Raw genomic sequence first — 21,881 nt, forward strand, 5'->3', positions numbered from 1 at the left:
GACATCACTTGAAGCCGTTATGAATTTTGCACTGATACTTTTTGTGCTGGTGGTCATCACAGGCATAGCCTGGGTCGCGGACAAGCTGGTGTTCGAGCGACAGCGCCGGAGCGTGGCGCAACTCGCGCTGGCCGAATTCGATGCGCGTCGTAATGACATGCAGTCGATGCAGGGCGGCGCAGACATCGATCGCTCGCGTGCGCGTCTGGCGGAAGAGAAGCTGCGCCAACCGTGGTGGCTGGAATATTCGGCGAGCTTCTTCCCGGTGATCCTGGCGGTGTTCGTGCTGCGCTCGTTCGTGGTGGAGCCGTTCAAGATTCCGTCGGGATCGATGATCCCCACGCTACTGATTGGCGACTTCATCCTGGTCAACAAGTACGACTATGGCATTCGTCTGCCGGTCGTGAACAAGAAGATCATCAGCCTCGGCGAGCCCCAGCGCGGCGATGTCATGGTGTTCCGCTATCCGCGGGACGAGTCGCTCGACTACATCAAGCGCGTGATCGGCGTACCGGGCGATGTGGTGCAGTACGAAAACAAGAAGCTGACGATCAATGGTAAGCCGGCCGAGTACAGCCCGCTGCCGGATTATCTCGACGAAGAACGTCTGGCGTACTCGAAGCATTTTGTCGAGAAGTTGCCGGGAGGTCCCCAGCACGGCATCCTGAATGACAATGATCGCCCCGCCTTTGTGGCCGGTGCCGATCCCGATTTTCCGTTCCGCGAAAACTGCACTTACAATCAGCAGGGCGTGACGTGTAAAGTGCCGGAAGGTCACTATTTTGTAATGGGTGACAACCGGGATAACAGCCTGGATTCCAGATACTGGGGGTTCGTGCCTGATCAGAATATCGTGGGCAAGGCGTTCCTGATCTGGATGAATCTGGGTAATTTCGGGCGCGTGGGGTCGTTCAAGTAACGCTCATACGGTTTCACGCGGCGCAAGACACTCAAAAAGAGGGAAGCGCAACATGGGTCAAAAGCGGTTGGGTTCTCCGGGGCGAGTTCGTTTCGATGTGATTCATCGGGCGCGTGGATTCTCGCTGGGATCGTTGCTTGTCGTTGTCATCATTGTGGGGGCGGTCGCCGTACCGGCGTTGAAGGTAATTCCAAGCCTGATCGAGTATTTCTCCATCAAGCGCGCCGTCAACTATGCCAAGGGTACTGGTACCAAACGTAGTGACGTCGCAGCCAGTTTCGACAAACAGGCCGCGATTGATCGCATTTCATCGCTCAAGGGCGAGGATCTGGATATTGAAGAGGACGAAACCGGGCGGATCCGCGCGGTCGGCTTCGAGTACCGGACCGAAGTTCAGATTTATGGTCCGTTGAGTTTTTTGATTACCTACTCGGGAACGCAGTAACGACATGACCCTCGACGCCTTGCAGCAACGTCTCGGCTACCGATTCAGCAAGCCCGAATTGCTGCAGCAGGCGCTCACGCATCGCAGCCATAGCGCCCAGCACAACGAGCGCCTGGAATTCCTGGGCGACTCGGTATTGAACTGCGCCGTGGCCGATATGCTCTTTGGCATGTTTGGCAAGCTCGACGAAGGCGATCTTTCACGGGTGCGGGCCAATCTGGTCAAGCAGCAGGCGCTCTACGAGATCGCCCAGATGCTGCAGCTTTCCGATGCGCTGCGTCTGGGTGAAGGCGAGCTGAAGAGTGGTGGTTTCCGCCGCCCCTCGATTCTTGCCGATGCGCTCGAGGCTATCGTTGGTGCCGTGTTTCTTGATGCGGGGTTCGACGCGGCACGCGCGTTGATCCGCAAGCTGTATATTCCGATCCTGGAGCAGGTGGACCCACGCACGCTGGGCAAGGACGCCAAGACGCTGCTCCAGGAGTATCTGCAGGGCCACAAGATTGCCCTGCCGCAATACAACGTCATCGCCACGCACGGTGCGGCGCACAGCCAGCAATTTGAAGTCGAATGCATCGTGCCTAAACTGGAGGTGCGCGTGTTCGGGACCGGCGCGTCGCGTCGCGCCGCCGAACAGGCCGCGGCCAAGCTCGCGCTCGACGAAGTCCAGAAGCTCGTGCCGCAGTTGCTCAAGCGCAGCCGTGCCGAACGTACGGGCAAGACGCGCAAGCAGCCGGTGCCGCCCGATCCCCAGTTGTCTCTCAGGTTGAAGGAATGACCGATTCTCTCCCTCCGCAGCAAGATGCGGCGGAACCCTCAGGTGCCGTGGCATTTCGCTGCGGCACGGTGGCCATCGTTGGCCGTCCGAATGTTGGCAAGTCCACGCTGATGAACGCGCTGGTCGGCCAGAAGATCAGCATCACGTCACGCAAGGCGCAGACCACGCGGCATCGTATCGTCGGTATTCAGACGACCGATGATACCCAGTATGTGTTCGCGGATACACCTGGTTTCCAGACCCGCCACGCCAGCGCGCTGAACCGTTCCCTGAACCGCGCCGTGACGTCGACGCTGTCGTCGGTCGATATCGTGCTGTTTGTCGTCGAAGCCGGCTATTTCGGCCCCGATGACGAGAAGGTGCTGTCGCTGCTCCCCAAGAACGTTCCGGTGCTGCTGGTCTGCAACAAGCTTGACCGAATCGGCGAAGGCCGCAGCGAAGTCATGATGCCGTTCCTCGAGCAGATGGGGCAGCGCTTCCCGTTCCGGGAGGTGGTGCCGATGTCGGCCAAGACGCACGATCATATCCAGCGTCTGCTGGCGATCATTCGGCCGTATCTGCCGGAAGGCGAGCCGATGTACGACGTCGATGCAATGACCGATCGCAGCGAGCGCTTCCTGGCGTCCGAGATCATCCGCGAAAAGGTGTTCCGCTGGACCGGCGACGAACTGCCTTACACCAGCACCGTCGTGATCGACAAATTCGAGACCGAAGGGCGCCTGCGCAGGATTTTCGCGACGATCCTGGTCGAACGCGACGCGCACAAGGCGATGATCATCGGCAACAAGGGCGCCAAGCTCAAGCAGATCTCCACCGAGGCACGCCTGGATATGGAGAAGCTGTTCGATGGCAAGGTCTACCTGGAGATGTGGATCAAGGTCAAGAGCGGCTGGGCCGATAACGAAGCCAGACTGCGCGCTTACGGCTACGAGTGAGCAAGATGCCTGACGTGCGCCGCGCTGCCGCGCCGCGTGCGCGCAGTGCCGACCCGATTGCCGAGGAAGCCGCGGAGCTGCTGGGGTCTGGCGCGGTACCTGCCATGAACGCGGCGGTCAGCCCCTCGGTGGCAGCCGGCCGCGAAATGATGGATCGCGCGATGCGTATCGTTCCGGCTCGCTCGGAACTGCGCGTCACCAATGAGGCGGGCTTCGTGCTTCATGCGCATCCTTATCGCGAAACCAGTCTGGTTCTCGATGTCTTCACGCGCGATCACGGTCGCGTGGCCATGGTTGCGAAAGGGGCCAAACGGCCGCATTCCGCACTGCGCGCGGTGCTGCAGCATTTTCATCCGATCGCCCTGTCCTGGACCGGCCGCGGCGAGGTCAAGACGCTGACCAAGGCGGAATACGTGGGCGGCATGCTGCCGCTTTCCGGCGACGCGCTGCTTTCCGGCTTCTACCTGAACGAACTGCTGCTGCGATTCTGCCCGCGTGAGGACGCGCATCCGGCCTTGTTCCGCCACTACATGGTGACGCTGACACGCCTGTCGCATGGCGAGCCGGCCAGCTTCGTATTGCGCAGCTTCGAGCGGGTGTTGCTGCAGGAGACTGGTTTTGCGGTAGCGTTCGATCAGTGCCTCAGATCGGACGAACGGGTGCAGCCAGGGCTCGATTACGTCTACCAGCCCGAGCGTGGGGTGCGGCGTGCGCATGCGTCAGATCCATCGAGCTGGCCCGTGGTGTCGGGACAGACGCTGCTGGATATGGCGCAGGATGATTACTCGCGCGCGCAGACCGTTTCGCAAAGCCGCGCACTGATGCGGTTCCTGCTGCATTATTATTTGCAGGGTGCGCCACTGAAGACGCGCCAGATCCTGATCGATCTGCAGTACCTTTGATATCCCAATTCTCCTGAGAGAAGCCGGCATGATTTTCCACGCGAACCCCGGTGTCATTGACCTCGGGGTCAATATCGACCACGTGGCCACGCTGCGCAACGCGCGCGGCACGGTGTATCCCGATCCGATCCAGGCAGCGCTGCAGGCCGAGGAGGCCGGCGCGGACCTGATCACGCTGCATCTGCGCGAGGACCGTCGCCATATCCGCGACGCCGACGTGCGCGCGCTGCGCCCGAAGCTGGCCACGCGCATGAATCTGGAATGCGCGATCACTTCCGAGATGCTCGACATTGCGTGCGAGATCAAGCCCCAAGATGTCTGCCTGGTGCCCGAGAAGCGCGAGGAAGTTACCACCGAAGGCGGACTCGACGTGGCGGGCCATTTCGAGCAGGTCAGCGCCGCATGCCGGCAACTGGCCGACGCGGGTATCCGTGTATCGCTGTTCATTGATGCTGACCCTGACCAGATTGCCGCCGCTGCCGCGTGCAAGGCGCCGGTGATCGAGATCCATACTGGCCGCTACGCCGATGCGCATACCGCGGACGAGCAGGCAGTCGAGTTCCGCCGTGTGGCGGCGGGCGTGGAAGCGGGGCAGAAGCATGGTCTGATCGTCAACGCCGGCCACGGCCTGCACTACACCAACGTGCAGCCGATTGCTGCGCTGCCGGGGATCAAGGAGCTCAACATTGGTCACGCGATCGTTGCCCACGCGGTGTTTGCCGGGTGGCAGAACGCCGTGCGCGAGATGAAGGCCATTATGGTGGCGGCGCGCCTCGGTACCCGTTACCCCGTTCCGGGTCAGCCCGCGTGATCTACGGCGTCGGCACCGACATCATCCAGATCGATCGCGTGCGCGGCGTGATGGAGCGCACGCGTGGTCGCTTCGTCGAGAAAATTCTCGGGCCGCGCGAGATGAAGATCTATCTTGCACGCACGGCGCGCTCGGAAAAACGCGGCCTGGCATTCCTGTGCACGCGTTTCGCGGCCAAGGAGGCATTCTCAAAGGCCATCGGCCTGGGGATGCGCTGGCCGATGACGTGGCGTGCGATGGAGCTGCTGAACCAGCCATCGGGCGAGCCCGCGCCGCATTGCACTGGTGAACTGGCGGAATGGGTGCGGGAACGCGGCCTGACCGTTCGTGTCAGTGTCAGTGATGAACATGAATATGCGGTCGCGTTCGCGATCGCCGAGCGGGGTGGCCAGCTGGCGGCCCCGCAATCCGAACCCGCTTCGAACTGAATTCGATATGAACAAGAAAGTCTCCGGCAAGCGGCCGGGCCCGGTAGTGCTCGACGTCGTGGGCAAGGAACTCACCGCCGACGATGCGCGTCGCATTGCCCACCCGCTGACGGGTGGCGTGATCCTGTTTGCGCGCAACTTCGAATCGCGCGCGCAACTGGTGGCGCTGACGCGGGCCATTCGTGAAGTCCGCGACGATGCGCTCATCTGCATCGACCATGAAGGTGGTCGCGTGCAGCGCGCCAAGACCGATGGCTTCACGCACCTGCCGGCGATGTCCCGGCTTGGGGCGCTGTGGGACCGTGACGTGCTGGCTGCCACCAAAGTGGCAATGGCTTGCGGCTACGTGCTGGCGGCCGAACTGCGTGCCTGCGACATCGATCTGAGCTTCACCCCGGTGCTCGACCTCGACTATGGCCGCAGTGGTGTCATTGGCGATCGTGCGTTCCATGCCGATCCTCGTGTAGTGACCATGCTGGCCAACCATCTGACGCACGGACTGCTGCTGGCCGGCATGGCCAATTGCGGCAAGCACTTCCCGGGGCATGGCTATGTCGAAGCCGATTCGCATGTGGCCATTCCGGTGGACGAGCGCGGTCTTGATGAAATCCTGTCCCAGGACGCCCGTCCCTATGACTGGATGGGCCAGGCGCTAGCGTCTGTGATGCCTGCCCACGTGATCTACCCGACCGTCGATCCGAACCCTGCGGGCTTCTCGCGCTACTGGCTGCAGGACATCCTGCGCACCCAGCTTGGATTTGAGGGCGTGATTTTCAGTGACGACCTCAGCATGGAGGGCGCGAGCGTGGCCGGTACCGTTACCCAGGCCGCACGTGCCGCGCTCGAGGCGGGTTGCGACATGGTGTTGATCTGCAACCATCCGGATCGCGCGGACCAGTTGTTGAATGAACTCGATGTGTCGATCGGCAAGGCCTCGCAGCGGCGCATCCGCAAGCTGTTCGGTCGCCGCAAGCCGCTGGACTGGAACAAGTTGCAGCAAGAAGGCGAATACCGCGCCGCGCTGCGCCTGCTGAAGGAACACGATCTGATCGCTTGAGCGACTCAGGCCGCCGGGTGGTGAATCGACGCCACCCGGACATGAACCAGCAGGAATGGATCCGTAGAAAGAAAAAGGGCAGCCGAAGCTGCCCTTTTTGCGTATGCCCTAAGAGATCTTAGTTGGCGCGGCTGCGGTATTCGCCGGTACGCGTGTCGATTTCGATCTTGTCACCGATGTTGCAGAACAGCGGCACTTGCAGTTCGAAGCCGGTGTTGATCTTGGCGCCCTTGAGCACCTTGCCCGACGAGGTGTCGCCCTTGACGGCCGGTTCCGTGTAGATGATCTCGCGAACCAGCGTCGTCGGCATTTCGACCGAGATGGCCTTGTCGTTGTAGAACACCACTTCCACCACCATGCCGTCTTCGAGGTAGTTCAGCGAGTCGCCCATGCTGTCCTTCTCGACTTCGTACTGGTTGTACTCGGTGTCCATGAACACGTACATCGGGTCGGCGAAGTACGAGTACGTGCACTCGCGGCGCTCCAGCACCACGACTTCGAACTTGTCGTCGGCCTTGAAGACGGATTCGCCCGGGGCTTCCGTCAGCAGGTTCTTGTACTTCATTTTGACGACAGCGGCGTTACGACCTGACTTGTTGTACTCGGCCTTCTGAACCACCATCGGGTCGGAACCAATCATGAACACGTTGCCGACGCGGAGTTCCTGTGCGATTTTCATCTGAACTGTTTTCCTGAAAAAAATGGTCCGGGATCGTTGTAGGTACCCGGAAATCGGTATGGCGAAGGGCGCAGCCGGCGTTTGCTGTTCTTGGGCCTTTAAACTTGGCTCGCCATAAAAATCAACCGGTTATTTTACCCGATTTTCGCAGAAGGCCACGAGATTCGCGGCCAGATCTCCCAAGTGCTGCAACTGCCGCTGCCAGCGGTCCATGCCAGCGGTGAGGGCGGGTAATTGTGCCTGCAACGCCGCCCAATCCGGTGCCTGGCCGTAGCCATTCCACGCGTGCGTGAAATTCGTCAGCGCGGTGGAAGCCTCGGGCACCACGCCGGAGCGTGAGAATCGGCCGAGCCAGGCGTCGAGCTTCTCGCGGTGCGCGTGGTCATCCTGGGGGTAGATGTGCCAGATCATTGGCTTGGCGGCCCAGTGCGCCCGCACGCATGAATCCTCGCCACGCACGAAGTTGATGTCGCAGGCCCACAGCAGTTCGTCGTAGTGTTCCTGGCGCACGAATGGGATGCATTGCAGGGTCAGATTGCCGCGCTCGTGCGATCCCCCCGGTTCTAGCGTCTCGCCGAGCCACCCACCCGCCTGCGTGGCGGCCAATCCTTGTGGCACAAGGCATTGGACCGGCGTAGCGCCGTCGCGCCATTGTTCGAGTAGCGCAGGTAAGGCCGGGTTCGTATAAGCGAACAGGCTCGTCCGTAGGGCGCCTGCGATCGGCTGCACGCCCAGTCGGTGCCAAAGCGTGGCTTGTGCGGCCGGGCTGTCCAGAAATGCCGCGCGTGATGCGCCGAGCATGGATTCGCGCAAGAGGCCCCCGGTGCCGTGTGCAAATCCCGGGAAGAAGAAGTACTTGGTCAGTGGCAGCCGAGAATGGGGCGAGGCCATCGCATGATGTTCGCTGACCCAGGCCTCGGCGCTCAGGTATTCAAGATTGATCCAGATTGGTTTGCGATCGGCCGCGGCCATGGCGGCCTGCAACGGCTCGGGGAGATGGCAGGCGAAGGCCTCGATTACCACGTCGTGTGGCGTGACGGGCTCGAACGGTGCCTCTGGCTTTGGATCCCAGGTGTGCACGTCCACACCGGCCAGCCGCTGGTGGGTGGCCGTCACGTCAATCTCGGGTGCCAGGCGGGAGAAGCTGGCCAGGTCATCGACCCACAGTCGCACCGCATGACCGTGTTCCTGCGCCAGTTGGCGCGCCAGACGCCAGCAGACGCCGATGTCGCCGAAGTTGTCGATGACGGTGCAAAAGATGTCCCAGGAACGGATTGGCATGACGATGACGGTGCCCGCCAGCGGAAAGCCCGGCGGGAGAATTGCTCTAAACTTGCGATTCTAGAGCGAGCGCCCCACGTTGGCGCGTTGCGTCACACACTTTCCGTCCCCGATGCCCGAGCAGGAACCCGTCCCTCCCACCGAGACAACGTCGCCCGAATCCGATACCCCGGAATCGTCCGACGCGCCGGCCTTCGACCCGCGCCCGATCCTGGCGCGTATGCCGGGGCTGCCTGGCGTCTATCGCTACTTCGATGCCGACGGCAACATCCTCTATGTCGGCAAAGCGCGCGACCTGAAGAAGCGGGTCTCGAGCTATTTCAACAAGACGCAGTTGTCGCCGCGCATTGCGATGATGGTGGCCAAGATCGCACGCATCGACACCACGGTGGTGCGGACCGAGGCGGAAGCGCTGCTGCTTGAGAACAACCTCATCAAGGCCCTGGCGCCGCGTTACAACATTCTGTTTCGCGACGACAAGTCCTATCCATTCCTCAAGCTGACTGGGCACAAGTTCCCGCGCATGGCGTACTACCGTGGCGCCACCGATCGCAAGCACCAGTATTTCGGGCCGTTCCCAAGCGCACACGCCGTGCGCGAGAGCATGCAGATCCTGCAAAAGGTCTTTCAGTTGCGAACCTGCGAGGACACGGTTTTCAACAATCGCACGCGGCCGTGCCTGCTGCATCAGATCCACCGCTGCACCGGGCCGTGCGTCGCCGCGATCAGCGAGGACGACTACGCGCGGGACGTGTCGAACGCGGCGCGCTTCCTGCAGGGCCGCGAGACCGAGGTGCTTGAGGGTCTGCAATCCAAGATGGAAGCCCATGCGGTGCAACTGGAGTTCGAGCAGGCTGCGGCGGTTCGGGACCAGATCGCCGCGCTGTCGACCGTGCTCAAGCGGCAGGCCGTGGAGGAAGTCGGTCAGGCGCGCGACATCGACATCCTGGCCGTGGCGGTGCAGGGTGGGCGTGCCTGCGTGAACCTGGCAATGGTGCGCGGTGGTCGTCATCTCGGCGACAAGGCGTATTTCCCGGCCCACGTCGATGAGGCGGCGATGATCGTGGAGGAGGGGGACGAGGTGGAAGGTAGCGCGCATGAAGGAGCGGCTGCCGATACGGATCCGTTGCCCATCGACCGCATCGCCGCGCGCGTGTTGTCCGCTTTCATGGTGCAGCACTATCTGGATCAGGTGCCACCGCCCATCGTGGTGGTGAGTCATCGGCCGGCCGATTCCGCGTTGGTCGAGGCCCTGTCGATGCAGGCGGGCCGGAAGATCACGCTGGTGCGCCAGCCGCAGGGTCAGCGCAAGACCTGGCTGGAGATGGCCGCGCAGGGTGCGGGTTTGGCCCTGGCACGCCGGCTGGCAGAGCAGGGCAGTCAGGAGGCGCGCACGCGTGCGCTGGCCGAAACCATCGGCCTCGACCTGGAGGACCTGGCGACATTGCGCATCGAGTGTTTCGATATCAGTCACACCGCCGGCGAGGCCACGCAGGCATCGTGCGTGGTGTTCCATCATCACGAGATGCAGAACAGCGAGTACCGACGCTACAACATCGCCGATATCACACCGGGCGATGACTACGCGGCGATGCGCCAGGTGTTGACGCGCCGGTACCAGAAGCTCGTCGAGCAACTGCAGGAGGCGGGTGGCGATCCGGCTGGCGATGGCGGCGATGGTGTGCCCCGCATGCCCCGCGTGGTGCTGATCGACGGTGGCAAGGGGCAGGTCGAGGTCGCGCGGCAGGTGTTCGAGGAACTCGGTCTCGATATCGGCCTGCTGGTTGGTGTGGCCAAGGGCGAGGGACGCAAGGTGGGTCTCGAGACGCTAGTGTTCGCCGACGGCCGGCCGTCGTTGGAACTGGGGCAGGGCAGCGCGGCGCTGATGCTGGTCGCGCAGATCCGGGACGAGGCGCACCGGTTCGCGATCACGGGTATGCGCGCGCGCCGGGCCAAGGCGCGCACCACTTCGCGGCTCGAGGAGATCGAAGGCGTGGGGGCGCGCCGCCGGCAGAAGCTGTTGACGCGCTTCGGTGGTTTGCGGGGTGTGATGGCGGCCAGCATCGACGAACTGGCCAGCGTTGAAGGCATTTCGCGCACCCTGGCCGAGGAGATCTACCGACAGTTGCACTGAGCCTCGCGCGCCCATGAATTGGGCGGTTTTCGGCCCGAAACTACGTGTCGGGTCCGAAATCGGCGACAATCGCGGCAATCGACATCGCAATCCGGCCTTGTCTGCCCGGGAACACACTGCCCTAGCACCGCCCATGCCACTTAACATTCCCATTCTGCTGACCTGGCTTCGCGTGGCCATGATCCCGCTGGTCGTCGGGGTTTATTACCTGCCCGAGGCCTGGCTGCCGATGCACACCAAGAACGTCACCGCGGCATCGTTCTTCGTCATCGCGGCAGTGACGGACTGGCTCGATGGCTTTCTGGCGCGGCGCTGGAATCAGACCTCGGCCTTCGGCGCCTTCCTCGATCCGGTGGCCGACAAGCTCATGGTGACAGCCGCATTGCTGTCGTTGCTGGCGCTGGGGCGGGTGGCCGACCTGATCGCGCTGGTCATCATCGGGCGTGAGATCACGATTTCGGCACTGCGCGAATGGATGGCCCAGATCGGCGCCTCGAAGAGCGTGGCGGTAAATTTCCTTGGTAAGCTCAAGACCACGGTGCAGATGATCGCGATCCCGTTGCTGCTGTTCAACGACGCGCTGTTCGGTGTGGACGCATCGCTGCTTGGCGGCTGGATGATCTACCTGGCAGCCGTGCTCACGTTGTGGTCGATGTTCTATTACATGAAGCTCGCCTGGCCGCAGATTCGCGAGCGCAGTGAGGTCATCAGTGGGGCTCGAACACAAAAGTGAGATTTGCTGCAAAAAGTTGTTGACGAGCCGGATCGTCCTTTGCAATAATCTCGTTCTCGCTGCTGACGACGAAAACGAAAGCAGCAAGATAAGCGGTACATAGCGCGAAATGGCAGCATAAAGCTGCGCGTTTAAAAGAAGTTGCGCGATAGTCTGCTTTTCGGTAAGATGCAGGGCCCTGCGGGAGTAGCTCAGTTGGTAGAGCGCAACCTTGCCAAGGTTGAGGTCGCGAGTTCGAGACTCGTCTCCCGCTCCAAATTATGATCTGCAGACTTCTACTGACGTCTGTAAGTCATTGAAAAAAGGGGCTTCGGCCCCTTTTTCCATTCCAGCGAGCGCCACGGAAATCCACCCACAGCTACCGTTTTTGAGTGACCAATTGAGGCACAAGAATACGGGTGGGACGGCTACCGGATAGTTGCTGGGGCTGAGCGGGAACCATGACGAGCATAGGGCCTAAGTCATTACTTAGGAGCCTCGAAATGGCACTCTCTGATCTGACCGTCCGGCAGGCAAGAACCACCGGAAAACGCTACACCCTCTCCGATAATGACTGCCTGGGCCTGATGGTCTCTGCTGCAGGCGGTAAGTCGTGGATGTTTCGCTACTACTGGCTGGGCAAGCAAAAACGTATGTCCCTGGGCGGATATCCTGCCCTCAGCTTGCGCGAGGCCCGCGCCGAGCGGGATAAGGCCCAAGCCCTGCTTGCCAGGGGGGTTGATCCGCAAATCGAGCGTGACCAGCGCCGGCACGCGGCCAAATTGGCGGGTGAATACACCTTTAGGAACGTTTTTGATGCCTGGGTCGAGCATCGCCGCAAGGAACTCAAGGAAGGCCGCCAGAGCACCCTGTCGCAGATTCTGCGCATCTTCAACAAGGACGTGCTGCCCGCCTTAGGGAAGATGTCGATCTACGACATTCGCCGCCCTCAGCTCCTGGGAGTTCTGGCGGCGATCGAGAAGCGCAAAGCGTTCACCACCGCCGAGAAGGTTCGCACCTGGTTCAACCAGATGTTCCGCTATGCCTTGGTCGTTGCCGAGGGCTTGGAGGTCAACCCTGCTGCTGACCTGGATGTGGTGGCCGAACCCAAGCCCCCGGTGACCCACAATCCCTATCTGCACCTGCCCGAGATGCCCGAGTTCCTTCAGAAGCTTCGGCTCTACACCCCCCGCGGCTGGCAGACCCAGCTTGGTGTGCGGCTGCTGTTGTTAACTGGGGTGCGGACGGGCGAATTGCGGCTGGCCGAGCCTGAGCAGTTCGACCTCGACCGCGGCTTGTGGATCATCCCGCCACAATTCGTCAAGCAGCTCCAGGACGAAATGCGCAAGGCCGGTAAGCGGCCGCAGGACGTGCCGCCCTACATCGTGCCCCTCTCTCTGCAGGCCATCGAGATCGTGCGCTATCTTCTGAGCGCGATGCGGCCGGCGCAGAAGTACTTGTTGGCTCATACCAGCGAACTCAAGAAGCGCATCAGCGAAAATACGCTGAACAAGGCCTTGCAGCTCATGGGTTACGAGGGGCGCCTGACCGGGCACGGCATCCGCGGCACCATCTCGACGGCGCTCAACGAAATCGGCTATCCGAAAATTTGGGTGGATGCACAGCTATCGCACTCCGACCCCAACAAGGTCAGCTCGGCCTACAACCACGCCAAATACGTGGAGCCGAGGCGCCGGATGATGCAGGACTGGGCCGATCGCCTCGACCTGCTCGAACAGGGCGAGGTAGAAGCTGCGAGCGCACACCTGACCATCCGCATCGATGGGGTGCCTGCGATGGCAGAAGTGGAAGAGGCGGTGGGTGCGGCCCCCATCGTGGCCGAGCCCCCTGTGCCCGGCGTGCAGTCCCTTGTCGCAACGCCCATTGTCGTCACTTCGAGCAGCGGCGGAATCACGTTCCGGAGACTGTCGCATCTGCCGCCGCCTCCGGTGCATGTCCCAGAGCCGGAAGTGTCCGCGATCCAGCGCGAGCGCGAGGAAATGCTGGCTATCTATGAGTCGCCGAACAGCCTGCCGGTCCCGTTGTTCGGCAAGCTGGCCGGGAAGTCCAAGGACCAGATCAACCGCGAACTGAAAGCCGGAAAGTTGCTGGCTATCAGCCTTGGCAATCGGGGACAGCGTGTTCCGGACTGGCAACTGGTGCCGCTCAAACACAGGCTGGCCCAGGTGCTCATGAACCAGTGCCCGCACGCGGATTCTTGGGGACTTTACCGCATGCTGACCCAGCCGCACCCTGACCTGGGCGATCGCGCCGCCATCGATGCGGTCACGCCGACCAACGTGCCGGCGATCGTACGGGTCATCATGGGCGACTACCAGCATCACGAGGATGTGCCCAAGGCCGTCGCCCCGCAGCCCGTCCCGGAAGATGTGCGGCAGAGCGTTCGTAGGCTAGTGGACAGCGCTGTGGTGATCGAGGGAACCTAATCCACGGGTCAGCCTATGGCCGGGATGACGCTTCCGGCCGTAGGCCCATCACCTTGCACCTTCCCCAGCAATCTGTAGCGCTCTACGCTCGAACCGCTTGGCAGCAGAATCGGCTTGCGCGTGGGGCCGTTGGAGGTACGTCACGATATTGTAGGGGCCATCGGCGAGCGGTCGCATGCCGATCCCCCATTGATGGGCACGCTCGATGCGCGATTGCGCGCATACGCCGATGCCGTAGCCGGATGAGACCCACAGCGCCATCATCTCGAATGAAGTTGCAGACAGGATGTTCTCTTGGTCCACTGGCATGAGGGAGGCCAACCTCTCGTCCAGCAAGGGGCAAGCCTCCACCCGCCAGCGATAGATTGGATAATCCTGAAGATCTGAGATGGTGAGCTTCGCCTGGTTAACTAAGCGGGACCGCGGTGGTATCGCAACGGCCATGCTTTCGCACCATAGCCTCCGGCTACTCGTCAGGTGATCCCCCGCACCGCTAAGAGATAGTCCCGCGTCGTAGCGGCCCTCCTGCAGGCCCGTCATCAACTCTTGATCCGAAACTTCACGCACGGCCATCGCGACGCCCGGCTCCTGCGCTCGCTGCAGTGCAAGCAGCGCCGACAGCCGTGAAGACGGTACACCTGGCGCTATGGCGAGTGTGAAATTCGGGGGCGGACTGATGACGTCATGCATGGATACCCCCAAAGAGGCGGCGGGAGGGGATCGAAAAGATCTACCGACATCATACTAAAGAGATATCTTTAACGTGGTTAAAGATCAGTGATTCCATGACGCTTCTGCGAATGCAGAAGCGCACTATTCGGCCTGGACGGCCCGCCGGAGTAACCACCTATGAGTCCGCACCGGCGTTGGCGTTCGGGCAAGCGGTGCGAGCCGCTCGCCTGGATCAGGGGATTGCTCAGGATGAGTTCGCGGGCTTGGCGGGGATCGCGCGTTCGCACATGGGCAAGATTGAGCGCGGCGAGCACATGCCGACACTCGCTCTCATTCTAAAAATTTCCCTGGCTCTCAAGATCAGCTCGGCCGAACTGATGACGGCCACGGAGCGCAACCTCTACCTTCAGGGCGATGCGTGACGCCGGGTGTGGCGCAGGCGCCGTAGCTAATCGCTCTTTGGCGAACGCAAACGCTCGATGAAGCGCTCTACGGGAACGGATAGTCCGCTACCGCCTTCGGGCCGAAGCAGGTAGGTGATGATGACGGCCGAATCGAGCGCCAACGGCCGGATCACCACGTCGGGACGTTGGCATACCGCGATTCGGGTCGCCGTTGCGAAGCCGATGCCGTAACCAGCTCCGACCAACGTGAGCATCATGTCCAGCGACGAGACATGCTCAACGATGGTGGACTCGCGCTCCAGGGGATGTAGCAGCCGGGTCAATTCGCGGCAGTAGCCCTCGCAAAGCTGCGGATCGCACATCACCAGCGGGTAACTCACGAGTTCACGTAGCGACACTTCCTTGTGGGCCAGCAACGGGTGCCGGATCGGCAAGGTCACCACCAGCGGGTCCTGCCAGATGGGCTCCGTCACCAGTCCGTCGCCGACGTCCGCAGTGTGTGCGAAACCGATCGCGAAGTCGCCGGATCGCAGCCCCCGCAACTGTTCCGCCAGGGTGACCTCGGAGAGCCGTATTTCGATCTCCGGCTCCTCCTGGCGGCACAGGGCAAGAAGTGCAGACAGCCGCGGGTCGATGGCGCCATCGGAGATGGCGATGCGCACGCTGCCTCTTAGGCCTGCGGCGATCGCCCTGACGTTTTCTCGTGCCTGCTCCAGGTTGGTGAACAGCCGGCGAATGTCCTGAAGGAAGGTGGTACCCGCTGGCGTCAACCGCGTTCCCCGCCGATCGCGGTCAAAGAGCAGCACCCCCAGTTCGTCTTCCAATTCCTTGATCGTGCGGGACAGCGGCGGCTGCTCGATGTGCAAGCGCTCCGCAGCACGGGTGAAATGCAGCTCTTCGGCGAGAGCCACGAAGCAGCGCAAATGACGAAGTTCCATGGGCACGTCCTTCAGCAATCCTGGTCATTGGGTTGGCCACGGCGCATTGCTGCCGAAGTGCGCTTAGAGGGGGCGAGGTAGTGCTGGGTCCCTCTTCAGGGCGAGGAAAAAGGCCATCGGTGTATCTGAATAAGAATACATATGTTCATGTATTAACTCAAGTCAAGAGTGGTAGCAACTGTTTCGGAACGTGACGCCGAACCCAACCCGCTCAATGCTTGAGCGGCTAAGGCCGTACTGACGCCAAAGTAGCGCGAGCCCACAGAGGGGCTCGCGAGATGTAGGACCGAAGGCGCTCTGCCTTCATGGAAAAGCCCAAATCAGGCCGGGTTGATTTCCAACGAGCCACGGTTGATCTGGTCGCGTTCCATCGACTCGAACAAGGCGCCGAAGTTTCCTTCGCCGAAGCCCTCGCGGTAGTTGCCCTTGCGCTCGATGAACTCGAAGAACACCGGGCCAAGCAGCGGCTCGGAGAATATCTGCAGCAGCAGGCGGGGCTGGCCGCCTTCGGTCGTGCCGTCGAGCAGAATGCCGCGCGCCTGCAACTCGGGCACGGGCTGGCCATGGCCGGGCAGGCGCTTTTCCAAGTTTGCGTAATAGATGTCGTTGGGGGCGGTCAGCAGCGGGATACCGGCCATCTGCACGCGGTCGAGCGCATCGAGTAGGTTGTCGCACAGCAGGGCGATGTGCTGGATGCCCTCGCCGCTGAACTGCATCAAGAATTCCTCAATCTGGCCGCCGCCCTGGCGTGCTTCCTCGTTCAGCGGGATGCGGATCAGGCCGTCCGGCGCGCTCATCGCCTTGGAAGCCAGGCCGGTGTACTCGCCGTTGATGTCGAAGTAGCGGATCTCCTGGAAGTTGAAGAACTTCGTGTAGAAGTCGGCCCAGTACGTCATGCGGCCGCGATAGACGTTGTGTGTGAGGTGATCGACGATCGAGAAGCCGTGGCCTTTGGGACGGCGATCCACACCGGGTAGGAATTCGAAGTCGATGTCGTAGATGGACTTGCCGTCCTCGAAGCGATCGATCAGGTACAGCGGCGCGCCGCCGATGCCCTTGATCGCCGGTAGGCGCAACTCCATCGGGCCAGTGGGAATGTCCATCGGCTGCGCGCCCAGCTCCAGCGCGCGGTGGTAGGCCTTGTGCGAATCCTTGACGCGGAACGCCAGCCCGCAGGGGCTGGGGCCGTGCTCGCCCGCGAAATACGCCGCCTGGCTTTTAGGCTCGCGGTTGACGATGAAGTTGATGTCGCCCTGGCGGTAGAGCGATACGTCCTTGGAGCGATGCCGGGCCACCTCGGTGAAGCCGAGCTTCTCGAACAGCGGCTCCAGCACGCCGGGCGTCGGCGAGGCGAACTCGACGAATTCAAAGCCGCACAGGCCCATCGGGTTGTCAAAAAGGTCGGTCATCAGGGGTGTCTCTCTTGGGTTTGGGGTGGAAATCTGGACACCCTAGATGGTAAGAAAAAGCCCGCACATCATTTCTGCAAAATCAATTGCAAATAGACTTCTTGATGCCTGATTCCTGCGTGGTGAAAGAAATGAGCACAGAAATAGTCCTTGATGGTACGGATAGACGCCTTATTGATGCATTGCAACGCAATGGAAGGTCCACCTTCGACGAACTGGCCGAACACGCAAGCCTGTCGTCCTCGGCCACGCTGAGGCGGGTGCGCCGCCTCGAAGAGGCTGGCGTCATCGCCGGCTATGTGGCCCTGGTGCACCCCGAACGCATCGGCCTCACCCTCACGGCCTACCTGAACGTGCGCCTCGAAAAGCACTCTGATTCGCACAAGCGCAACCCCATGGACGTGTTCCGCGCGTCGGTTCAGAACTGGCCCGAGGTGGTGGAGTGCCACGCGCTGACCGGCGACATGGACTACCTGTTGCGGGTGGTCGTCAGAGATATGGCCCACTACTCCCGCTTCGTGCTCGATACGCTGCTCAAGCACCCCAGCGTGCAAGACTGCAAGACCAGCTTCGTGCTGGACCGCGTGAAGAGCACCACGGCCTTGCCCCTATGAACATTCGGCAGGTTGGTGTGGCGGGGATGCAAATAGCGCTTGACCTTCCAACCGTGGCAAGGATCAAACTTTAAGCATCCCAACCCGAAAGGAGTTTTCCATGCAATTCCATCTCGAAGACATGACCTGCGGCGGCTGCGCCCGCACTGTGACGAAAACGATCCAAACGATCGACCCCAACGCCAAGATCGTTACGGACCCGCCGACCCGCCGTGTCGAGGTCCAGACCTCGGCCTCGCAAGAGCAGATCGCCGCGGCCCTGAGCGAAGCTGGCTTCCCGCCGCGCGCGCAGTAACACCGCGTCGTGGCCGGCATGCACACAGGACGGCCGATGCGAGCACGTGCGCTGCGCCATATCTGGCGCGGCGCTCAGTGCATCCCAAGGTAGGCGACCTTGGCCCACATCCACAGGGCCATCGCCACCATCATCAGGTTCTCGGTCAGGGACACGAAGTCCAGCGGCACGTTGCTGTCCCCGCCCACGCAGGCGCACTTGAGTTCCCGGCGATCGACATAGACCGCCTTGAAAACCGACACGGCCCCGACGGTCCCGATGAACAGCGCCAACGGAATCGACACCCACATCCCCACGCCCGCGACCATCAGGACGCCTGCGATGGCCTCCGCGAACGGGTAGAAATAGGCATACCGAACCCAGCGCTTGGCCAGCAGGTCGTAGTTGAGGAACATCGTCGCGAAGCCGTCCACGTCCTTGAGCTTCTGCAGCGCCAGGAGACACATGGCAAAGGCCACGAGCCACTCTGCCGCCTGAATGCTCCAGAGCTGGCCGAAGGCCGCCCAGCTCGCCGCCAGCGCCATCGCGGCCGCCATGGCGAACAGCGCGATCACAGGGGTGTAGGTCACGGCGTTCTTGTCCTTCACGGACATGCCGAAGAATTTGCGTAGGTCGTCGTAGCCGCCCACGCGCCGCCCGTTTATGAAGACCTGGGGCGTGGTCTCGACGCCATGCTCCTTCTTGAACGCATCCGTCTGCTCGCGGCTCGCCAAGTGTTTGTCCTCGACCTCGTAGCCCTTGCGTTTGAGCAGATCGAGCGACTTCAGCCCGTAGGGGCAGGTATGGCCGGGCATGACCATTCGGTAGAGCGTGGCTAGCTTGGGCGCAGACATGCAGGACTTCTCCTGTGTGACTTTCCATGGGCCGGCCGTCACGGATTTAAGGACGTTGATGACCTTTCCAGCCTAACCGACGACCGTGCAAAGGGAGTGTAGACACCTGGCTCGCGGGTTGGTCTGGCCCACGGGTTGGTTATCTGGCTGCAATGCCGTCAGTCCTCCATCTGCCAGAGCAACCCTGCCGCAGGCCGGTGCGCCTGAGGCAGCACGCAGGCTCCTAGTGGTTCTCCTTGGCATGGTTGATCGTGTACTTGGGGATCTCGACGGTCAGGTCTTCGGTCGCAACGATGGCCTGGCAGCTCAGCCGCGACTGCGCCTCCAGTCCCCAGGCCCGGTCGAGCAGATCATCCTCGCACTCCTCGACTTCGTTTAGAGAATTAAACCCCTTGCGCACGATGCAGTGACAGGTCGTGCAGGCACAGCTCATGTCGCAGGCATGCTCGATCTCGATGCCGTTGTCCAGCAGGGCCTCGCAGATCGAAGTGCCTGCTGGCACGTTCAGTTCGGCTCCCTCGGGAGCCAGTTCAGGATGGGGCAAGACTGTGATTTTGGGCATATCTCTCCTGGCTGCTCAGTGCGCACGCGGCTTTTTTCCTGCTGCGTTGGCTCGCGCGCGGCGCGGCACTGCGCCAGTGCGCGCTTCGGGCTTGTTGTCACTGGTATCGGGCTGCTCCAGCGTGTGCAGGATCGGGCAGTCGGGCCGTTCGTCGCCGGCGCAACACCGGATCAGCGCCTTGAGCGTCGCGGCCATCTCCAGCATGCTCTCGATGCGCCGGTCCAACTCGTCGATGTGTTGCTGGGCCAGACGCTTTACATCAGCACTCTGGCGCGACTTGTCATTCCACAGTCCCAGCAAGTCCGTGATCTCGGCTACCGAGAAGCCGAGGTCGCGCGAACGCCGGATGAAATGCAACCGGTGAACGTCGTCCTGGGTATAGGCGCGGTAGCCCGAATCGGTGCGGTCAGCCGGAGGGATCAGACCGATTTGCTCGTAGTAGCGGATCATTTTGGCCGAGACCTTCGAGGCCTTGGATGCTTCACCGATGTTCATGGTGTTCCTCCTTTCTCAATGAGCGGTATCCGCCGCCAGCGGCGGCTGGAAGCGGCGCAGGCGCAGCGCGTTTCCGAGCACGAACACGCTGGACAGCGCCATCGCGCCAGCCGCGAAGATCGGCGACAACAGCACACCGTATGCGGGGTACAGGACGCCAGCGGCCACCGGGATCAGGGCCGTGTTGTAGCCAAACGCCCAGAACAGGTTCTGGCGGATGTTGCCGATGGTCGCCTTGGACAGCGCGATGGCGTTGGGCACGCCCTGCAGGTTGCCCGACATCAGCACTACGTCGGCCGACTCCACCGCCACGTCGGTGCCGGTGCCGATGGCCAGGCCCACGTCGGCCTCGGCCAGCGCCGGGGCGTCGTTGATGCCGTCGCCCACGTAGGCGATCTGGCCGTGGCTGGCTTTCAGCCGGCGCACGGCTTCGACCTTGCCCTCGGGCAGCACTTCGGCCACCACCTCGTCGATGCCCAGTTGCTTGGCGATGGCCTGCGCGGTACGCGCGTTGTCGCCGGTGATCATCGCCACCTTCAGGCCGAGCTGGTGCAGCGCGGCAATGGCCGCGGGCGTGCTGGACTTGATCGGATCGGCCACCGCGATGATGGCGGCCAGCCGGCCGTCGATCGAGGCGTACAGCGGCGACTTGCCCTCGTTGCCTAGGCGCTCGGCCGTGCGAGCGAAGCCGCCCACGTCCAACCCCAGCTCACGCATGAAGCGATCGGCACCGACCTCGACACGCGCGCCGTCCACGGTGGCGCGCACGCCCATGCCCGTGACCGAATCGAAGTCTGTCATCGTCGGCAGCGCGATGCCACCTTCCACGGCCGACTCGACGATGGCGCGTGCGATCGGATGCTCCGAGCGCGATTCCACGGCGGCGACCTTCGCCAGCACCTGGTTGCGGTCAAAGCCGTCGGCAATCTCCAGGTCGGTCAGGACCGGGCGGCCCTCGGTCAGCGTGCCGGTCTTGTCCACGGCCACCACCTTGGCGTCCTTGAGCAGTTGCAGGGCTTCACCCTTGCGGAACAGCACGCCCATCTCAGCGCCCCGGCCCGTGCCGACCATGATGGAGGTCGGCGTCGCCAGACCCATGGCGCACGGGCAGGCAATGATCAGCACCGCCACGGCATTGACCAGCGCGAAGGACAGCGCGGGCGACGGGCCGAACACCAGCCAGACCAGGAAGGTCAGCACGGCGGCCAGCATGACGGCGGGCACGAACCACAGCGTCACCTTGTCCACCACGGCCTGGATCGGCAGCTTGGAACCTTGCGCCTGCTCGACCATGCGGATGATCTGCGCCAGCATGGTCTGACCGCCCACGGCGGTGGCACGCAGCGTCAGCGCACCCTTCTGGTTGACGGTGCCGCCGACCACGGTGCTGCCTTCCGCCTTTTCGACGGGAATCGGCTCGCCGGTGATCATCGACTCGTCCACGAAGCTGCGGCCCTCGGTCACTTCACCATCGACCGGCACGCGCTCGCCGGGGCGCACTTCCACGATGTCGCCCTGCGCCACGTCGTTGATCGGGATGTCCACGATGCGGCCGTCGCGCAGCACGTGCGCCTCCTTGGCCTGTAGGCCGACCAGGCGCTTGATGGCCTCGGAGGTGCGGCCCTTGGCCCGTGCCTCAAGAAAGCGGCCCAGCAGGATCAGCGCCACGATGACGGCGGCCGCCTCGTAGTACACGTTCACCGTGCCGGCCGGCAGCAGACTGGGCGCGAACGTGGCGACCATCGAATAGCCGAAGGCCGCGGCCGTGCCGACCGCGACCAGCGAGTTCATGTCGGGACCCAGGCGGAACAGCGCCGGGAAGCCCTTCTCGTAGAAGCGCCAGCCCGGAATGGCGAGCACCAGCAGGGTCAGCACGAACTGCAGATACCAGCTCTGCTGGATGCCGATGGTGGAAGCCACCCACTCGTGCATGCCGGGAATCATGTGCGAGCCCATTTCGAGCACGAACACAGGCAGCGCCAGCACGGCGGCCAGGGTCAGGTCGCGCTTGAGTTCGGCGCGCTCGGCGTCCTTTTTCGGGTATTCGGAATAGCCGGTTGATGAAGGGAACTTCTAACCGGCTTCCGAAGGCGGTGTAGTGATGTTGATGGGAGGCTCCAAGAAGCGCTCCAAG

22 protein-coding genes, 1 tRNA gene and 1 pseudogene are annotated in these 21,881 nt (G+C 62.4%); 15 read left to right on the forward strand and 9 right to left on the reverse strand.

The window, feature by feature from the left end:
* Window positions 1–19: 19 nt before the first annotated feature.
* The 8 genes from lepB to nagZ are packed head-to-tail and all read left to right on the forward strand — an operon-like array spanning window position 20 to window position 6,272.
* Entirely contained in the window at window positions 20–919 is a 900-nt protein-coding gene (lepB, locus tag RN01_RS16565) for a signal peptidase I (RefSeq protein ID WP_017512438.1), read from the forward strand.
* Window positions 920–971: 52 nt separating this feature from the next.
* A complete protein-coding gene (locus RN01_RS16570) occupies window positions 972–1,364 on the forward strand; it encodes a DUF4845 domain-containing protein (protein WP_024569903.1) in 393 nt (130 codons plus the stop codon).
* Window positions 1,365–1,368: 4 nt separating this feature from the next.
* Entirely contained in the window at window positions 1,369–2,139 is a 771-nt protein-coding gene (rnc, locus tag RN01_RS16575) for a ribonuclease III (protein ID WP_008644793.1), read from the forward strand.
* A complete protein-coding gene (gene era / locus RN01_RS16580) occupies window positions 2,136–3,074 on the forward strand; it encodes a GTPase Era (RefSeq protein WP_024569902.1) in 939 nt (312 codons plus the stop codon). The genes rnc and era overlap by 4 nt, the downstream gene beginning before the upstream one ends.
* A gap of 5 nt (window positions 3,075–3,079) precedes the next feature.
* A complete protein-coding gene (recO, locus tag RN01_RS16585) occupies window positions 3,080–3,976 on the forward strand; it encodes a DNA repair protein RecO (RefSeq protein ID WP_024569901.1) in 897 nt (298 codons plus the stop codon).
* Between the two features lie 28 nt (window positions 3,977–4,004).
* Complete coding sequence (gene pdxJ / locus RN01_RS16590; protein WP_008642368.1) at window positions 4,005–4,787, forward strand: pyridoxine 5'-phosphate synthase; 783 nt, start codon at window positions 4,005–4,007, stop codon at window positions 4,785–4,787.
* Window positions 4,784–5,215 (forward strand): holo-ACP synthase, encoded by a 432-nt coding sequence (gene acpS / locus RN01_RS16595; protein WP_017514893.1) that lies wholly within the window; start codon window positions 4,784–4,786, stop codon window positions 5,213–5,215. The genes pdxJ and acpS overlap by 4 nt, the downstream gene beginning before the upstream one ends.
* A gap of 7 nt (window positions 5,216–5,222) precedes the next feature.
* Window positions 5,223–6,272: a beta-N-acetylhexosaminidase gene (gene nagZ / locus RN01_RS16600; protein WP_017514894.1), complete on the forward strand. Its 1,050-nt coding sequence runs from the start codon at window positions 5,223–5,225 to the stop codon at window positions 6,270–6,272.
* Between the two features lie 118 nt (window positions 6,273–6,390).
* On the opposite strand, the gene efp is transcribed toward nagZ, so the two are convergent.
* Both efp and earP read right to left on the reverse strand, forming a co-directional pair.
* Window positions 6,391–6,951, reverse strand: coding sequence for an elongation factor P (gene efp / locus RN01_RS16605; RefSeq protein WP_008642375.1), 561 nt, complete (start codon window positions 6,949–6,951; stop codon window positions 6,391–6,393).
* A 129-nt stretch (window positions 6,952–7,080) separates the two neighbouring features.
* On the reverse strand, window positions 7,081–8,232 hold the full coding sequence (earP, locus tag RN01_RS16610; RefSeq protein ID WP_017514895.1) for an elongation factor P maturation arginine rhamnosyltransferase EarP: 1,152 nt from the start codon (window positions 8,230–8,232) through the stop codon (window positions 7,081–7,083).
* Window positions 8,233–8,344: 112 nt separating this feature from the next.
* Here earP and uvrC point away from each other — a divergent pair, with 112 nt between their 5' ends.
* From uvrC to RN01_RS16630, 4 genes are all read left to right on the forward strand, one after another.
* Window positions 8,345–10,366, forward strand: coding sequence for an excinuclease ABC subunit UvrC (uvrC, locus tag RN01_RS16615; protein ID WP_024569900.1), 2,022 nt, complete (start codon window positions 8,345–8,347; stop codon window positions 10,364–10,366).
* Window positions 10,367–10,499: 133 nt separating this feature from the next.
* On the forward strand, window positions 10,500–11,099 hold the full coding sequence (gene pgsA / locus RN01_RS16620) for a CDP-diacylglycerol--glycerol-3-phosphate 3-phosphatidyltransferase (protein WP_008642380.1): 600 nt from the start codon (window positions 10,500–10,502) through the stop codon (window positions 11,097–11,099).
* 180 nt (window positions 11,100–11,279) lie between these two features.
* Window positions 11,280–11,355, forward strand: a tRNA-Gly gene (locus RN01_RS16625).
* A gap of 226 nt (window positions 11,356–11,581) precedes the next feature.
* Window positions 11,582–13,525: an integrase arm-type DNA-binding domain-containing protein gene (locus tag RN01_RS16630; protein ID WP_017642575.1), complete on the forward strand. Its 1,944-nt coding sequence runs from the start codon at window positions 11,582–11,584 to the stop codon at window positions 13,523–13,525.
* A gap of 48 nt (window positions 13,526–13,573) precedes the next feature.
* On the opposite strand, the gene RN01_RS16635 is transcribed toward RN01_RS16630, so the two are convergent.
* Entirely contained in the window at window positions 13,574–14,215 is a 642-nt protein-coding gene (locus tag RN01_RS16635) for a substrate-binding domain-containing protein (RefSeq protein WP_023110687.1), read from the reverse strand.
* Window positions 14,216–14,325: 110 nt separating this feature from the next.
* On the opposite strand from RN01_RS16635, the gene RN01_RS16640 reads away from it, so the two are divergent.
* A complete protein-coding gene (locus tag RN01_RS16640; RefSeq protein WP_003821173.1) occupies window positions 14,326–14,619 on the forward strand; it encodes a helix-turn-helix domain-containing protein in 294 nt (97 codons plus the stop codon).
* A 26-nt stretch (window positions 14,620–14,645) separates the two neighbouring features.
* Here the strand turns inward: RN01_RS16640 and RN01_RS16645 are convergent, their stop codons facing one another.
* Both RN01_RS16645 and hppD read right to left on the reverse strand, forming a co-directional pair.
* The gene (locus RN01_RS16645; protein ID WP_003821171.1) at window positions 14,646–15,539 is read right to left on the reverse strand and encodes a LysR family transcriptional regulator; all 894 of its coding nucleotides are present in this window, start codon (window positions 15,537–15,539) and stop codon (window positions 14,646–14,648) included.
* 320 nt (window positions 15,540–15,859) lie between these two features.
* Entirely contained in the window at window positions 15,860–16,948 is a 1,089-nt protein-coding gene (gene hppD / locus RN01_RS16650) for a 4-hydroxyphenylpyruvate dioxygenase (RefSeq protein ID WP_003821169.1), read from the reverse strand.
* Window positions 16,949–17,079: 131 nt separating this feature from the next.
* Between hppD and RN01_RS16655 the strand changes: the two genes are divergently transcribed.
* Entirely contained in the window at window positions 17,080–17,562 is a 483-nt protein-coding gene (locus tag RN01_RS16655) for an Lrp/AsnC family transcriptional regulator (RefSeq protein WP_033471055.1), read from the forward strand.
* A gap of 100 nt (window positions 17,563–17,662) precedes the next feature.
* On the forward strand, window positions 17,663–17,857 hold the full coding sequence (locus RN01_RS16660) for a heavy-metal-associated domain-containing protein (protein WP_003821167.1): 195 nt from the start codon (window positions 17,663–17,665) through the stop codon (window positions 17,855–17,857).
* 74 nt (window positions 17,858–17,931) lie between these two features.
* Here RN01_RS16660 and RN01_RS16665 read toward each other — a convergent pair whose 3' ends face one another.
* From RN01_RS16665 to RN01_RS16680, 4 genes and pseudogenes are all read right to left on the reverse strand, one after another.
* Window positions 17,932–18,690, reverse strand: a complete 759-nt coding sequence (locus tag RN01_RS16665; RefSeq protein ID WP_017642570.1) for a MauE/DoxX family redox-associated membrane protein — start codon at window positions 18,688–18,690, stop codon at window positions 17,932–17,934.
* A gap of 223 nt (window positions 18,691–18,913) precedes the next feature.
* Window positions 18,914–19,252, reverse strand: coding sequence for an ISC system 2Fe-2S type ferredoxin (fdx, locus tag RN01_RS16670; RefSeq protein ID WP_003821165.1), 339 nt, complete (start codon window positions 19,250–19,252; stop codon window positions 18,914–18,916).
* A gap of 15 nt (window positions 19,253–19,267) precedes the next feature.
* Window positions 19,268–19,747 carry a Cu(I)-responsive transcriptional regulator gene (gene cueR / locus RN01_RS16675; RefSeq protein ID WP_003821164.1) on the reverse strand — a complete coding sequence of 160 codons (480 nt, stop codon included), beginning with the start codon at window positions 19,745–19,747 and terminating at the stop codon, window positions 19,268–19,270.
* Window positions 19,748–19,762: 15 nt separating this feature from the next.
* Window positions 19,763–21,784: pseudogene (locus RN01_RS16680) on the reverse strand (copper-translocating P-type ATPase); the annotation flags it as partial.
* Window positions 21,785–21,881 lie beyond the last annotated feature (97 nt).

It is taken from the genome of Cupriavidus sp. SHE (assembly GCF_000812445.1).
GTDB lineage: Bacteria > Pseudomonadota > Gammaproteobacteria > Burkholderiales > Burkholderiaceae > Cupriavidus > Cupriavidus metallidurans.

Bases quoted from the DNA above. Each gene is read 5' to 3' on its own strand.
- rnc (WP_008644793.1), top strand. From the start codon at position 1,369: ATGACCCTCGACGCCTTGCAGCAACGTCTCGGCTACCGATTCAGCAAG.
- pdxJ (WP_008642368.1), top strand. From the start codon at position 4,005: ATGATTTTCCACGCGAACCCCGGTGTCATTGACCTCGGGGTCAATATC.
- RN01_RS16665 (WP_017642570.1), bottom strand. From the start codon at position 18,690: ATGTCTGCGCCCAAGCTAGCCACGCTCTACCGAATGGTCATGCCCGGC.
- cueR (WP_003821164.1), bottom strand. From the start codon at position 19,747: ATGAACATCGGTGAAGCATCCAAGGCCTCGAAGGTCTCGGCCAAAATG.
- earP (WP_017514895.1), bottom strand. From the start codon at position 8,232: ATGCCAATCCGTTCCTGGGACATCTTTTGCACCGTCATCGACAACTTC.
- RN01_RS16640 (WP_003821173.1), top strand. From the start codon at position 14,326: ATGCAGAAGCGCACTATTCGGCCTGGACGGCCCGCCGGAGTAACCACC.
- pgsA (WP_008642380.1), top strand. From the start codon at position 10,500: ATGCCACTTAACATTCCCATTCTGCTGACCTGGCTTCGCGTGGCCATG.
- RN01_RS16645 (WP_003821171.1), bottom strand. From the start codon at position 15,539: ATGGAACTTCGTCATTTGCGCTGCTTCGTGGCTCTCGCCGAAGAGCTG.
- efp (WP_008642375.1), bottom strand. From the start codon at position 6,951: ATGAAAATCGCACAGGAACTCCGCGTCGGCAACGTGTTCATGATTGGT.
- RN01_RS16630 (WP_017642575.1), top strand. From the start codon at position 11,582: ATGGCACTCTCTGATCTGACCGTCCGGCAGGCAAGAACCACCGGAAAA.
- uvrC (WP_024569900.1), top strand. From the start codon at position 8,345: ATGCCCGAGCAGGAACCCGTCCCTCCCACCGAGACAACGTCGCCCGAA.
- nagZ (WP_017514894.1), top strand. From the start codon at position 5,223: ATGAACAAGAAAGTCTCCGGCAAGCGGCCGGGCCCGGTAGTGCTCGAC.
- lepB (WP_017512438.1), top strand. From the start codon at position 20: ATGAATTTTGCACTGATACTTTTTGTGCTGGTGGTCATCACAGGCATA.
- RN01_RS16660 (WP_003821167.1), top strand. From the start codon at position 17,663: ATGCAATTCCATCTCGAAGACATGACCTGCGGCGGCTGCGCCCGCACT.
- era (WP_024569902.1), top strand. From the start codon at position 2,136: ATGACCGATTCTCTCCCTCCGCAGCAAGATGCGGCGGAACCCTCAGGT.
- RN01_RS16655 (WP_033471055.1), top strand. From the start codon at position 17,080: ATGAGCACAGAAATAGTCCTTGATGGTACGGATAGACGCCTTATTGAT.
- RN01_RS16635 (WP_023110687.1), bottom strand. From the start codon at position 14,215: ATGCATGACGTCATCAGTCCGCCCCCGAATTTCACACTCGCCATAGCG.
- RN01_RS16570 (WP_024569903.1), top strand. From the start codon at position 972: ATGGGTCAAAAGCGGTTGGGTTCTCCGGGGCGAGTTCGTTTCGATGTG.
- fdx (WP_003821165.1), bottom strand. From the start codon at position 19,252: ATGCCCAAAATCACAGTCTTGCCCCATCCTGAACTGGCTCCCGAGGGA.
- hppD (WP_003821169.1), bottom strand. From the start codon at position 16,948: ATGACCGACCTTTTTGACAACCCGATGGGCCTGTGCGGCTTTGAATTC.
- recO (WP_024569901.1), top strand. From the start codon at position 3,080: ATGCCTGACGTGCGCCGCGCTGCCGCGCCGCGTGCGCGCAGTGCCGAC.